At 49.9% G+C, this 13,439-nt stretch carries 12 protein-coding genes; 4 read left to right on the top strand and 8 right to left on the bottom strand.

The genetic code is table 11. The features are described from left to right. Nucleotides 1-96: 96 nt before the first annotated feature. The 4 genes from E8E00_RS06480 to rsuA all read right to left on the bottom strand — a co-directional run bounded on the left by E8E00_RS06480 (nucleotide 97) and on the right by rsuA (nucleotide 4,398). The gene (locus E8E00_RS06480; RefSeq protein WP_240531883.1) at nucleotides 97-1,473 is read right to left on the bottom strand and encodes an MATE family efflux transporter; all 1,377 of its coding nucleotides are present in this window, start codon (nucleotides 1,471-1,473) and stop codon (nucleotides 97-99) included. An 85-nt stretch (nucleotides 1,474-1,558) separates the two neighbouring features. Further along, nucleotides 1,559-2,215, bottom strand: coding sequence for a DUF2913 family protein (locus tag E8E00_RS06475; RefSeq protein WP_096628468.1), 657 nt, complete (start codon nucleotides 2,213-2,215; stop codon nucleotides 1,559-1,561). After that, nucleotides 2,212-3,660, bottom strand: a complete 1,449-nt coding sequence (locus E8E00_RS06470; protein ID WP_096628471.1) for a Bcr/CflA family multidrug efflux MFS transporter — start codon at nucleotides 3,658-3,660, stop codon at nucleotides 2,212-2,214. Before E8E00_RS06470 ends, E8E00_RS06475 begins: the two co-directional genes overlap by 4 nt. Before the next feature lie 42 nt (nucleotides 3,661-3,702). Further along, on the bottom strand, nucleotides 3,703-4,398 hold the full coding sequence (rsuA, locus tag E8E00_RS06465; RefSeq protein WP_096628474.1) for a 16S rRNA pseudouridine(516) synthase RsuA: 696 nt from the start codon (nucleotides 4,396-4,398) through the stop codon (nucleotides 3,703-3,705). Nucleotides 4,399-4,685: 287 nt separating this feature from the next. On the opposite strand from rsuA, the gene E8E00_RS06460 reads away from it, so the two are divergent. The 4 genes from E8E00_RS06460 to E8E00_RS06445 all read left to right on the top strand — a co-directional run bounded on the left by E8E00_RS06460 (nucleotide 4,686) and on the right by E8E00_RS06445 (nucleotide 8,469). Beyond that, nucleotides 4,686-5,147, top strand: coding sequence for a GNAT family N-acetyltransferase (locus tag E8E00_RS06460; RefSeq protein WP_077457057.1), 462 nt, complete (start codon nucleotides 4,686-4,688; stop codon nucleotides 5,145-5,147). A 152-nt stretch (nucleotides 5,148-5,299) separates the two neighbouring features. Further along, nucleotides 5,300-7,102, top strand: a complete 1,803-nt coding sequence (locus E8E00_RS06455) for a DEAD/DEAH box helicase (RefSeq protein ID WP_096628477.1) — start codon at nucleotides 5,300-5,302, stop codon at nucleotides 7,100-7,102. A gap of 141 nt (nucleotides 7,103-7,243) precedes the next feature. Continuing rightward, the gene (gene rplY, locus E8E00_RS06450; protein ID WP_096631389.1) at nucleotides 7,244-7,522 is read left to right on the top strand and encodes a 50S ribosomal protein L25; all 279 of its coding nucleotides are present in this window, start codon (nucleotides 7,244-7,246) and stop codon (nucleotides 7,520-7,522) included. A gap of 221 nt (nucleotides 7,523-7,743) precedes the next feature. Further along, complete coding sequence (locus E8E00_RS06445) at nucleotides 7,744-8,469, top strand: complement resistance protein TraT (RefSeq protein ID WP_205907362.1); 726 nt, start codon at nucleotides 7,744-7,746, stop codon at nucleotides 8,467-8,469. Between the two features lie 32 nt (nucleotides 8,470-8,501). Here E8E00_RS06445 and E8E00_RS06440 read toward each other — a convergent pair whose 3' ends face one another. The 4 genes from E8E00_RS06440 to E8E00_RS06425 form a co-directional block, all read right to left on the bottom strand. Next, nucleotides 8,502-9,464: an ion channel gene (locus E8E00_RS06440; RefSeq protein ID WP_096628483.1), complete on the bottom strand. Its 963-nt coding sequence runs from the start codon at nucleotides 9,462-9,464 to the stop codon at nucleotides 8,502-8,504. A gap of 100 nt (nucleotides 9,465-9,564) precedes the next feature. Further along, entirely contained in the window at nucleotides 9,565-9,843 is a 279-nt protein-coding gene (locus tag E8E00_RS06435) for a DUF1289 domain-containing protein (RefSeq protein WP_077457063.1), read from the bottom strand. A 59-nt stretch (nucleotides 9,844-9,902) separates the two neighbouring features. Further along, entirely contained in the window at nucleotides 9,903-12,302 is a 2,400-nt protein-coding gene (locus E8E00_RS06430; protein ID WP_371414232.1) for a DNA polymerase II, read from the bottom strand. A gap of 98 nt (nucleotides 12,303-12,400) precedes the next feature. Beyond that, nucleotides 12,401-13,327 carry a hypothetical protein gene (locus E8E00_RS06425; RefSeq protein WP_096628488.1) on the bottom strand — a complete coding sequence of 309 codons (927 nt, stop codon included), beginning with the start codon at nucleotides 13,325-13,327 and terminating at the stop codon, nucleotides 12,401-12,403. Nucleotides 13,328-13,439: the final 112 nt, after the last annotated feature.

Below are 13,439 nucleotides of genomic sequence, written 5' to 3'. Positions count from 1 at the left end.
ACACTGTCTGAACGAATTCGCAATGTACCCCAATTAACACGCTGAGAAAAGGGCTAAAAACTGTGGGCAGCTTCCCATTATTATTTGATAACAAAATCAATTGCTGTCGCTAACCAAATTGTTCAGCCACACACCGGATTTTACACGGATGAGCGAACCGACCCACTTTACCAGCTCTTCGGTCGCTAATAAGGCATAAACCCAATAGACCGGCCACTCAAACACGACTGCGGCTGCCAGAACCACAGGAATACCGATCAACCACTGGGCAACAAAATCTTGCCCCAAGCAGTAACGCACGTCGCCACCCGCACGCAACACCCCGACGATCATTGCCATCGGAATGGTTTTTACCACGATAAGCGCGCACATTGCCCAGTAGAAGTATGCGGTGATTTGCGCCGTTTCTCCGGTCAAGGCAGGGAAAAACCCTAGCACCCAAGGTTGAATAGCTAACATCACCAGCGCAATGAATACACCAGCAATAAAATTAAACACGCCCACTTGCCAAGCTTGTTGGTACGCAGTCTCGGTTTGCTTGGCGCCGAGATTATTCCCCACCAACACGGCGGCGGCATTGGCCGTGCCGATCAAAAACGACAAAGATAAGGATTCAACCGGCGTGATGACCGCGATGGCGGCAAGTCCGGCCTCATTCACATGTCCAATAATCGCGTGATAAACGAACAATCCGGACGACCACATTAAAAAGTTAAAGGCGGTGGGCAAGGACAATGCCAAGAAGCGCTTGACGGCTTTCAGTGTGAGGGACGAGACCCATTCCGCGCGCGAAAAGGCAACAAGATGTTGGCGCTGGTACAAGTACAGGTATAAAGCCAGCATTTCTACAATGCCACTCAATGCGGTCGCGACTGCGGCACCTTTGGAGCCCATTTGAGGCGCCCCCCAGTGGCCAAAAATAAACACCCAGTTCAAGAGGATGTTAACGCTAATCCCCACGCCACTGAAAAACGTGCTGATCCCAGGCTTGTGCATGGCGCGCAAGCCAGCAGCTAACCCTGACACACTCGCTAGGCAAAAGAGCGACAGTCCCGCGATTTGCAGATAATCTTTTCCTAACGCAATGACAGTAGGGTTGTCGCTAGCAACACTAATAATCGAATCTGCGTAGAGCCAAAAAATGAGTGCACTGAGTGCAGCAGTGACATTGGTCAACGTCACTGTGAGTGCAATTTTCTCGCGAAAGCCCTGCATATTGCCTGCACCCCAATACTGGGCAACCAGCATGGATCCGCCTGTCATCGCGCCAAAAATCAGTAACGTTGAGACAAACATCGCTTTACCAGCGATACCAATCGCCGCAACATCAGCTTCACTCAACTGCCCGACCATCAAAATATCCACCAAGCTGCGGCTGGAAAACATCATGGTTTGCAGCGCAATGGGAATCGCAATTAACAGTAAACGCTTGAGAAAAACAGCATCAAAGAAAGGACGGGACAAAGCAGACACAGGCGACTCCACGCAACAACGAGAATGACCTTAGTGTACTTGCCTTTATATGAAGAAAAAACCGCCAACGGGCGGTTTGTATCGATTATTTTTGGGTTGTCTGTGCGGGCATCACCATCAAACTATCTGCTTGGTTTTGCGGCCAAATTAGATACTCTGCATGGTATTTAACAATTGACTTATAGGCAGTCACTTTCGTCGGAGCTAATCCTGCTTGATGCGCCCAATCAATAAAGGTGTTTTCTGGACCTCGTACGTACACACTCAACGGCTTCACCAATACGCCCTCTGAGTCAAAAGCCGCTTGCGTCGCATCGGGACACACTGCCAATGAATGTTGCCTCTCCGAGATCACTCTCACTTTGCGATCAATGGTAGCGTCAGTATGCACCATCCACTGCGCCGCTTTTGCTGCATCGATTAGCTGGCATAGCTGGGTATGCATCACGTTGTTAGCCGGCGCATTCACCGGGAACCAAGCTTGGTAAACCGATTGAATTTGACGAAATTCCGCTTCTAACGCCGCTTTGGTGCCCGCACTACGGGCACGCTGCACCCAACGTTGTAAATCGGCTTTCACACTATGATGAAAGCGCTGTTTTTTGGCCGCTTGTGCCACCCAACGTCCTAAAAACGCTTCTCGAGCAGCGGGAGCATCAACGAGTTTTCGCGCCGCGATAGCGGCTTCAATGTCTGCAAACGCGGTATTCACTACCGTCTGGATATGGGTCACGTAACTCATGGTTCTTTTCGCGCGAGTAACCAATAGAAAGCGGCAGAGAGTATCGCACAAATCGCGATAGCGCCAATCATCCCCCACGGCGTGCCATCAGAGACGACCGCTACCCCAGCCCCGACTAACGAGCCAATACCAAAGCGCATCGTCCCTGCCAGCGACGATGCCGTACCGGCCATTTGGGGGTAACAAGACAGTAAACAAGCCATGCTGTTACTGCCGATGGTCGAGATCACACCGACGTAGGTCATCACTGGGATCACGGTTCCCCAAAGACCAAGGTCTAACCACTGACAGACTGCGATCGCGATACCGGCAACCAGCTGAATTGCCAAGCCGAAACGCAGCATCCAGTGAGAGCCCATTTTGCGCACCAGCCGACCATTCAAAAAGGTCATGATGATCAAACAAACAATGTTAAGGCCAAACAGATAACCAAATGCCTTCGCACTGACGCCGTAATAGTCGATATAAACAAACGAGCCGGCAGTAAGAAACGAGAACATGCCTGCAAAAGAGAAGCCAGAGCAAAAGATCATACCGACGGCAAATGGCGTTTTCAGCATACGCGCATAGTTACGCAGTGAAGCCCCGATGCGTAGCGGCGGACGATGATTTTTGGGTAAGGTCTCGGGAATTTTCACCACAATACAGACCATCACAAAACACGCCCAGCCGGCCAACACCCAAAAAATCGCACGCCAATCGAACCACGTCAGCAGGTAGCCGCCAATCATGGGAGCAGCAAGCGGTGCAATGGTCATCACCAAGGTGATAAATGACATGGTGCGTGCAAACTCTTCACGCTCAAACATATCACGCACCAAGGCTTGAATGATCACTGCAGCCGCAGCTCCCGCAAAGCCTTGGGTAGAGCGAGCCAGCATCAATACGTTGATGTCTTCGGCGAGCGCACTGACGACAGCGCAGATAAAAAACAGTATCACCCCGCCAAGCATAACCGGCTTGCGTCCATAGCTGTCGGAGATTGGCCCGTGAAAGAGCTGGCCAATCGCAAATCCGGCCGTATATGCCACTAGGGTTGACTTCACCGCACTATTGGGTGCTCCCAAATCGCTAGCAATGGCTGGCATCGCAGGCAAATACATATCGATGGCAAGTGGTGTCAGCGCCGCGATCGCGCCCAAAATGATAATCAAAAGCCAACTGAGTTGTGTCGGTGACGCCGTGACAGCCGATGATTGCGACATAACACTCCTTAACGTGAAAGACAGAGCAACAGGAAATAACGTGAGGTAGATCGAATTGTAACAGTTTATTGTTTCTGTGCGGGAAAGAATGTCTTTCTTTTTGTTGTTATTGCATAGCGCAATAAGCAACGACACCCAGCATGAAATCTGGGCGCAGATTATCTCTCTCGCAACAAAAAACAGTGTTCGGCGGAAATATAAAGGAGTCTGGCTGACAGACTCCTGAAAAAGACACCCCATTTTTCGCCCCTGTGCGGGTAACGGAATGCCTAAGGCGTACTTTTATTTGATAAACATGGCCACTTCATCAGCGGTCAATGGACGATATTCGCCCGGCTCAAGAGAGTCGTCCAAACATAGCGGCCCAACAGACTCACGGTGCAATGCCTCAACACGGTTACCCACCGCAGCAAACATGCGCTTCACCTGATGGTACTTCCCTTCTTGAATAGTCAGCAGCACCTCACACTCATCCACCTTTTCGAGCTTCGCTGGTAAGGTCTCTTCTTTTTCACCGCGTAACATAACACCCTGCTCAAACTGAGCGGCGACATCATCGGCGAGTGGGTCCGCTAACCATACACGATAGGTTTTATCGCATTTATGCTTGGGTGAAGTAATGCGGTGTGACCACTGTCCATCGTCGGTTAATAACAACAAGCCTGTTGTATCAGCGTCTAATCGGCCAGCGATATGCAGTTTCTCCGCATTCACTTCTTCTAAAAGCACAAACACCGTAGGGTTGAACGCATCTTCGTGGGAACAAACCACACCCGCGGGTTTGTGCATCATAAAGTAACGCGGCCCGGACAGCATCAGTCGCTGGCCTTCAAACTCAACCTCAGCATCGTCGCTGACTTTAACGGCGCCAGATTTGATCACCTCTCCGTTGACCGTAATCGCTTCACTTTTCAGAACGCGTGCGGCTTGCTTTCGCGTCACCCCTAAGGTCTCACATAAAAACTTATCTAATCGCATGTGACTGCTCGTTACACCTGTATTTGCGGCGATTATACGTCACATAGGCAGTAAGACACAGATCAAGTTTCAATGGATTGACCTGCATACTGAACGGCCGTGACATAAACTTGTCTCATGCTATCGCCAATCCACAAATTAGATGCAAGGCCTCACCCAGGCTTTTTATCGAGACGACGAGTCCGTCACATCGTGCCAATGCAACACGTTGTGGCGATTGAGCCTAACTAATGACTGGGTATGATACTGACGTCTCTCGACTAATCAGTGATAAATAAGGTAACACTATGATTGTTTCTCTTCGCCAGCCGGACGCTAATGCTTTTGAAACGCTAATCGCCATGTCGCGCGCACAGCACGAGCATGAAGCGCTTCCCTTCGAACGCGAACCTGTAGAAATAGCGTTTAAAACGCTACTCTCACAACCAGAGCGTGGGGCTGTATTTCTGATTGATGTTGAGCATAATGGCGAGTGCGAGACCATTGGCTACTTGGTCTTGGTGTACAGCTTTAGCGTTGAAAATGGTGGCAGCGTGGGCGTGATTGATCAGTTTTTTATCGCACAAAACTGGCGGCGCCAAGGTGTGGGCTCTCAAGTGATCCCCTTGGTCGAAGCGACCGCCAAGCAGCATGACTGTGTCGCGGTGATCCTCGAGGTCAACATTGGTAACAAAGGTGCCCGCTTGTTTTATGAGCAATTTGATTACCAACCTCGCCGTCAGCACTGCATTATGTCAAAGCGTCTGTAAAGTCCTGTACCTCGCCCCATAAGTCAGTAAAATTAAACGGCCTTAAAAGGGCCGTTTTTTGTGGAACAAATTCATCGCCAATCACCGCGAACCGCCAACGTTTTTGGTGGTTAACCCCAATACACTGAGAATAACCCTGAATACTGATTATTATGTATACCCTTCGTCCTTATCAGTCTGACGCCGTCAAAGGTGTGCTTCATTATTTTCGTCGTCACAGCACGCCCGCCGTCGCCGTACTCCCCACAGGCGCAGGCAAAAGCTTGGTGATTGCAGAGCTTGCTCGCATCGCGAAAGGACGCGTTCTCGTACTCGCCCATGTAAAAGAGCTCGTCGAACAGAATCATGCTAAGTATGAAGGATATGGGCTAACCGGAGGCATCTTCTCCGCAGGGCTGGGACGAAAAGAATCACACGAAAAAGTGGTGTTTGCCTCAGTACAATCGGTGGTACGCAACTTGGAAGCATTCGCGGATCAGTTTTCGCTGCTGGTTATCGACGAGTGCCACCGTGTACCTGACAATCAAGATAGTAGCTACCGCCGCGTCATTAGCCATTTACAAAGCGTGAATGCCGGATTAAAAGTATTGGGACTCACTGCGACCCCCTATCGGCTGGGCCAAGGCTGGATTTATCAGTATCACACCAGTGGAAAAGTCCGCACCACCGAAGCGCGTTTTTTTCGTGACTGCGTCTTCGAGCTGCCAATTAGCCATTTGCTCGATGAAGGATTTTTAACCCCCGCCCATGTGCTGGATGCTCCCTTACTCAGTTACGACTTTTCGCAAGTCTCTCGCACCGCCAACGGTTCCTACCGTGAAGCCGATTTAGAGAAGGTCGTGGCCAATGCACCACGCGCAACGCCGCAAATCATTGAGCAGGTAATGTCCTATGCTAAGCAGCGTCAGGGCGTCATGATTTTTGCCGCGACCGTCAACCACGCGAAGGAAGTGCTCGCGCTACTGCCTCCACAAGAATCCGCCTTGATTATTGGTGATACCCCCGGTCCTGAACGCGATGCGCTGATCCAAGCCTTTAAGCAAAAGCAGCTCAAATACTTGGTCAATGTTTCTGTTCTAACCACGGGGTTTGATGCCCCTCATGTCGATTTAATTGCCATTTTACGTCCAACCGAATCAGTCAGCTTGTATCAACAAATTGCTGGCCGTGGCTTGCGCCTTTCTCCCGGGAAAAAAGACTGTTTAATCCTCGATTATGCTGGCAACGTCTACGACTTGTATCAACCCGAAATCGGCATGCCAAAGCCAGACAGCGACAGTGAACTCGTTACCGTTCCTTGCCCTGCCTGTGGATTTAATAATAGCTTTTGGGGGAAACTCGACGACAATGGCTTTTTGATTGAGCATTATGGTCGTCAATGCCAAGGGTACTTGGAAGACGACGACGGCGAACGCGAAATATGTGGTTACCGTTTTCGCGCCAAATTCTGCGATGAATGCGGTGCCGATAATGATATCGCCGCGCGGCGCTGTCATCAGTGTGACAAGCCATTGGTCGATCCGGACAAAAAGCTCCGTGAAGCACTTAAACTCAAAGATGCACTGGTGATGGCTTGTGTGGATCTATCACTCACTGCAGGAAAAAACCGTTATCAAAAACCTCAGTTGAAAGTGACCTATCACACCAGTGACGGAACAGATCTTCATGAAGTATGGCCGCTTGCAACTAAGAAACAAAAGCAGGATGTGCTAGCACGATTTGTCCGCCCCCACTTGATCGATAGACACCGTCCCTTTACCGACACGGCCGCAACCAAAATTGCGGCGGCACAACACAGGTTTCGGGCACCGGACTTTATCGTCGCGCGCAAACAAGGGCGTTTTTGGCACTTACGCCAAAAGATTTTTGATGTTGATGACTTTCTCTCGCAAGATCGCCTTGATGCATTGCTTGCCCAAAGTCGCGGCCAACAATTCGCCGATGCCGACCTCTAACGCACGCGATTGTGCCATCCTGCGCGTTATGGCTTGTTTTACCCCCCAAGCAGTGCTAATATCCGCGCTCGTTTTTGGGTACTGAGTTAGGTCGCTACGCTCAGTACTGTATTTTCACTCTAAAGAGAGTTATTAATTATGATGAAATTCGAAGCTGAAGTACGCGCAGAGAAAGGTAAAGGTGCGAGCCGCCGCCTGCGTCATCAGAAGAAATTCCCTGCTATCGTTTACGGTGGTAACCAAGAGCCTGTATCTATCGCACTTAACCACCCAGTTGTTGTTAACCAAATGGACAAGCCTGAGTTCTACGAAGGCATCATCCTGGTTATCGATGGCCAAGAAGTTAAAGTGAAGCCACAAGACATCCAACGTCACCCGTTCAAGCCAAAAGTTGAACACATGGACTTCATCCGCATCTAATTCGTCAGCGAATAATGATGTGAAAAAAGGCGCCCACGGGCGTCTTTTTTTTATCCCGAGCATTCATGACCTAGCGCAAAAGTAAGGTTTACATGTCATGAAAATGTCATAAATTGAGACCTAGATCAAAAAAGGGAGAATGAACGTGATAACAGCATTCCAATTTGACTATTAAGTTGATTAACTTAGCCTCCCTTTTAATACACATGTTATATCCCACCATGAAAAAAAGCATTTTTGTTGTTGCATTTATGTCCTTGGCGTTAATGTTAACGGGCTGCTCAGCCACCAATACTCTCGTTAAAAAACGTAACCTTGATGTGCAAACCAAAATGAGTAACACCGTCTTTTTAGACCCAGTGGCTCCTTCAAAACGCACCGTGTTCTTACAAATTCGCAACACTTCCGATAAGCCTAATCTCGATATTAAGTCTGATATTAAAGCGAATATTGAAAGCCGCGGGTATAAAGTCCTCGACAATCCAGATAAAGCTCACTACATGATCCAAGCGAATATTCTGCAAGTCGGTAAAGCGGATCTGCGTGATAGCGAAAACTTCCTATCTCAGGGCTTTGGAAGCGCCGTTGGTGGCGCCCTTGTTGGTGCTCAATTTGGCGGCGGTTCAGGCCGAGGTGCAACATCTCTCGCAGGTGCGGCCATTGGCTTGGTTGCTGATGCGTTGGTTGAGGACGTTTATTATTCAATGATTACCGACCTACAAATCTCAGAGCGCGCCTCTGCAGGTGTCGTAGTAACTGAAGCGCTTGATTCTCAACTTGCGCAAGGCACGAACAGTAAGAAGGTCGTAACATCAACCCAAGAAACACAATGGAAACGATATCAAACACGTGTTCTTTCCACTGCCAATAAAGTTAACCTAGAGTTTGCTGAGGCTGAGCCTGTGTTGAAGCAAGGCTTAGTGCAGTCGATCAGTGGGCTTCTATAAAGTGACTAAGCGCGCTTCACGGAGGCGCGCTTTTATCTCGTCATCTTTTTGACAAATACGACAACAAATAACGCCATCGTAAAGCTGCCAAGAAACGCTTCAAAGGCGGCAATAAAACGCGCCACGCCGTGAGGCGATATATCACCGTAGCCGAGGGTGGTAAAGGTGACAACACTAAAATATACCGCGTTCAACAATTCATAAAAGTATCGCTGCCAGCCAGTCACATCCGGATAGATGGGATTGCTTTGTGTGGTGCCAAGGGCAAAATACGCGAGCGCACACGACACAATCACCAGAACCGAAAAGATCACCACGCGCAGCGGATCTTCGCCATAGCCGCAAAAGAGATCAACAATCTTGGAAAGCCAACGTCGAAAACTCAACTTAGGCATTTGGTAGCGCCGAAACCGCATCTCTTTTTTAAAAAAATACCCAGCGACTTCAAATAACCCCTGCTTTTCGCATTGCTTGCGCACGTTTCGGCAGACTTCTTCGGCCTCTTGAAATAACGATTTTCGCCTTGCCGGATCACGCTCTTTGTAGGCCAGTCGTTCTTGCTTAAGCTCTTTTCCCCAGTCCACATTCTCAAGGCCTGCACGAGCCAGATCAGCGCCTAACAAATTGCTGCCATTTAGCCGTGCACAGTTTAAATTCGCGCGTAGCAAGTTGGCTTTCATTAATGAGGCGCCGCGTAAATCCAATCCAAAGCAATGCGCTTCAGCCATGTTTGCCCGATAAAAATCCGCGCCTTGGCACGAGTAGCCTTCGCGACTTCCTCGGTTTACCAAGTCAATATCAGTCAGGTCAGTTCGCGCAAGTTGAAAGCCATCAAGCGGTTTTCCTGATGCCGCCCATTTTTCCACGTCGGCTTTTACGTCATGACCACATTTATCGATGTCCGGATCATGCCAATAGCATAGCCCGGACTGTCCGGCTGGCTGATCGCAACACCAGCCTTTGCTGCTTTTAAATGAACAAGTTTGACTGCGCATGCCCTCGCCCTCCTTACCTAAGTTTAGAAACACTCGGTAATGGCGCCACTTATGACCAGTGAAATAATCAAAGCCAGAAAGAGAACGATGAGCCCAATGCTTACTGGGTGGGGTCCTCATCATCAAACAATGAGGGTTGTTGCGGGATCGGTTGGGTATTTAAGGCAGCATCGCGCATCTGTTTGCGCTTGGCACGCATGATGCGCTCATAACGCTGATGGCAAAGGCGAACAACATTACGTTTTTGTTCATTGGTTAATTCAAACCAATGAAAGCGTTCTTCGCGACTGCGAAAACACCCCTTGCAATAGCCTTTATTGTTCACTTCGCAGATGCCTTTGCATGGACTTGGCACCTCGAAGAAATCCAGTTGTTCCACGTCTACCTCCCTGCTCGTCTATTCATTCAAGCGGGCACAGGGCAGAAATGCAAGTTTGGTTAAAACAAGCCTAATTGTGGCAAGGCTAAGGTATCGAATTCTTTACCAATAAACGGCAAAATACCATCGGCAACGGGCTTAAGCTGCTTATCAATATAATGCTGATAATCAATCGGGCTACGCCGGTAAGCAAGGGGTTCGGGGCCATTAACGGTGATCACGTATTCAATCCAGCCACCGCGTTGATACTGCTGAGCGCGCCCACGCTGATGATTTTCGCTATCAGCTAAGCGTGCCGCGCGCACATGGGGCGGCACATTCTTTTGATATTCCGATAACGGACGACGAAGCCGCTTACGGTACACTAAGCGTTCATCGTGCTCGCCTTTGCTAGTGCTGGTCACCAGCTCACGAATAAACTCGTCCACCTCTTCGCCATCGAAGACGCGTTGATAGAGCTGTTGCTGAAATTGCTGTGCAAGCGGTGTCCAATCGGTTCTCACCGTTTCCAAACCTTTAAACACGATCTCAGCGCGACCCGATTCCCTGTCCACAACGCGACCCGCATATCGCTTTTTACTACCGGTCTCTTGGCCACGAATGGTGGGCATCAAAAAACGCTGGTAATGGGTTTCATACTCAATCTCTAGCGCCGATTCAAGATCATACGTTTCTCGTAGGTGCTGACGCCACCAGCTATTAACATGTTCAACCAGCGCTTGACCAATAGCATCGGCGTCTTCACTCGCCTTATCACCGCCCAAGGACACAAAGGTCGAGTCTGTATCGCCATAGATCACCGCATAGCCTTGTGCCTCAATCAGTTCACGAGTGGTTTTCATAATCTCATGCCCCCGCATCGTAATCGACGACGCTAGTCGGTGATCAAAGAAACGACACCCTGACGATCCTAGCACCCCATAAAACGAGTTCATGATGATTTTTATCGCTTGCGAGAAGGCTTTTTCTCCCGCTTTTTTAGCGCGATCGCGAGCTTGCCATAAATCATCAATCAATGCCGGCAAGTGATGCTTTTCTCGATGAAACACACCACCGCGAAAGCCGGGCACAATATCGTGCTCTTCGCCTACTTGTTGTGACTTTAAGCCTTCAACCAGCCCTAGCGGATCAATCAAAAACGTACGAATAATAGACGGGTACAGCGACTTAAAATCCAACACCAACACCGAGTGATAAAGGCCGGGTTTAGAGTCCATTACATAGCCGCCTGGGCTTGCAATCCAACCGTCGCTGGCCAAATTAGGCGCCACATACCCCGAGCGATGCAAGCGCGGGAGATACAAGTTGGTAAACGCGGCAACAGAGCCTCCAACCCGATCTAGCTCGACACCGGTGAGACGCGAGCGCTCAATCATAAAATCAAGCAAATGTGTATGGGCAAAGATGCGATTAACCAATCGGCAGTCTTGCAAGTTATAGGTGGCGAGCGCGACTTTATCGTGATGAAACATGCGATTGATAGACGCCATACGATCATGCGGATCGTCGATGGCCTTTCCCTCACCAAGCAGCGTTTGCGCGACCGACTCAAGCGCCCAAGAGCGAAAACCATAGGTCGCTGTTTTCAGCGCATCAATCCCATCAATGACCACACGTCCCGCCAAACTAATAAAGCCAGACTTATTGGCATTTCCTTCTCGCCAATAGGCACTCTCACCGCCGCGGCCAATACGGAGTGACTTTTGGTGACGCTGCGCACGCTTGACCAGCAAACGGAAATCAAAATCAATGACGTTCCATCCCACCACTACATCGGGATCATAGGTGCTAAACCAGCGCTCAAGCGCCGATAACAAGGCGACTTCGTCGCTAACCCATTCTATCCATGCGGGGGCGTCGGGTTGTGGCGCCCCAACCATAATCACGCGGCTATCCATGTCACTGTCTAAACCAACCGAGTACAGCTGACCTTTTTCTGAGCATTCAATATCCAGTGATACATGGCGTAATTGTGGCGTATACGCCTGCGCCTTTGCTTTACCTTGGGTCACTTCGAGGTAACCTGCTCGCTGACGCGCATTACCGGTAAACAGCAAGCTGCCACAAATATAGCGCTCCATTAGATAGCGATCCGCAAGACGCAAATCCCCTTCATAGAGTGGAATGGCGGCGCCACTTAATACACGTTGCCCTTCTTGGGCGCGTTTGACGGTACTGAAGTAACAGGCGACCAAAGGAATATGTTGAAAGGTCGCCAACGGGACGGTTTTGCAGTAAGCGTGCGGGTCGACAGAAGGAAGCAGTGCTTGTGCACGTTGTTGCTCTTCTTGGGGGATAAAAAAGACGCTTTGTTGATTCTCAATACAGAGTTTAACCGGACCATCAGGTGTAGAGAGCCACAGCACGATGGCACTCGATTCGCCTCGATCACGTTGTTGGCGCGTAATAACGAACCCTTTTTGAACATACGGTTGAGACGTCGTCGATAAAGCCACTATTTAGCATCTGACCCAAGAAATCATACTAAGAGTGTAACAAACCGACAAAAGCACTGTATAGATAAACAGTTTAATTTGTTGCTCATTACGCCAAACATTTAACCGCGTACCTGTTCACGCGGCATCGCTCCCATCAAGATGACGCCGATAAAGGCCACACAAGCCGCACTGGCTAAACGCATGTTCATCATCTGACCATCGTCCAACCACACCACGCCAACTAAGGCGAGCACCGCCAGTACCGATAACGTGTACTTCCACAGCAGAGAAACCTGTGTAGAAAGCCACTGCCAAGGATAAATTATCCCGAGTACCGTCAGGGCTCCAGCAATCATCGCCACTACGGCGCCAGATATCGTCACGGTTAAACTGGGCAACGCGAAAATCAGCAGAGCAATTGCCAGTAAGACACTCAACCGAAAGCTGATGCAGAGTTGTTTAGGGTACGCTTCAGTGTGTTCAGACAGCGTCTGCCAATAGTCACGCCATGCCAATCCAGCCACAAGTGCCAAGCCCAACCCTAAACTGCTGGGGGCGTACATACCGGGGGCAAATAAATACCCCACACCAGCAAACAACAGCATCATGCCACCCCAGTGTAACCCTTTGCGTTCTGCCGTCGCCATCAAGCCGTGCACACCTTGAACGCCAGCCATCACCATCAGTGCTAGCGTGCCTAAATCAAGATATCGGCATGCAAACAAGGCGGATGTGGCGGCAAGCAACAAGCTTGCGGCCATACGCCAAACATCAGTCGGCTGCGAAAACAGTGAATCAGGCAGTCGCGACGCAGCGCGTTTTGGCGGCGCAGGATACATATAGGTTTCATTGGAACAGACGCCCGCTTTGTTGCTCGCGAGATAACGCGCTGTCAACCATGCCATGATTGCGCCGCCGGCCAACCACAACGCGGCAAAACTCGCCGAATCCAGGCCTCCCGCCATCCCCCACTGCACAAGGTAGCCATTGGCCGTGATCACCATTAATACCAGCAACGACAGACTCATTTGCTTGACCATGCCCATGAATGGGGCTCCTTATAACCACTTACTCCTGTATAGACCGCGTCATCACGATATTTCTTTCAACCCCCTCCCTTTATGCAGGAGCGAACAATAAGCCTTCTGATCCGTCATC

Origin of the sequence: Salinivibrio sp. YCSC6 (genome assembly GCF_004916735.1) — a bacterium.
GTDB classification, from domain to species: Bacteria; Pseudomonadota; Gammaproteobacteria; order Enterobacterales; family Vibrionaceae; genus Salinivibrio; species Salinivibrio proteolyticus.
Note: the sequence above shows the minus strand (reverse complement) of the source record. Positions and strands in the feature narration are given on the sequence as shown.

Coding starts and splice junctions, on each gene's coding strand:
- E8E00_RS06475 (WP_096628468.1), bottom strand. CDS start 2,215: ATGAGTTACGTGACCCATATCCAGACGGTAGTGAATACCGCGTTTGCA.
- E8E00_RS06470 (WP_096628471.1), bottom strand. CDS start 3,660: ATGGGGTGTCTTTTTCAGGAGTCTGTCAGCCAGACTCCTTTATATTTC.
- rsuA (WP_096628474.1), bottom strand. CDS start 4,398: ATGCGATTAGATAAGTTTTTATGTGAGACCTTAGGGGTGACGCGAAAG.
- E8E00_RS06460 (WP_077457057.1), top strand. CDS start 4,686: ATGATTGTTTCTCTTCGCCAGCCGGACGCTAATGCTTTTGAAACGCTA.
- E8E00_RS06455 (WP_096628477.1), top strand. CDS start 5,300: ATGTATACCCTTCGTCCTTATCAGTCTGACGCCGTCAAAGGTGTGCTT.
- rplY (WP_096631389.1), top strand. CDS start 7,244: ATGAAATTCGAAGCTGAAGTACGCGCAGAGAAAGGTAAAGGTGCGAGC.
- E8E00_RS06445 (WP_205907362.1), top strand. CDS start 7,744: ATGAAAAAAAGCATTTTTGTTGTTGCATTTATGTCCTTGGCGTTAATG.
- E8E00_RS06440 (WP_096628483.1), bottom strand. CDS start 9,464: ATGCGCAGTCAAACTTGTTCATTTAAAAGCAGCAAAGGCTGGTGTTGC.
- E8E00_RS06425 (WP_096628488.1), bottom strand. CDS start 13,327: ATGGGCATGGTCAAGCAAATGAGTCTGTCGTTGCTGGTATTAATGGTG.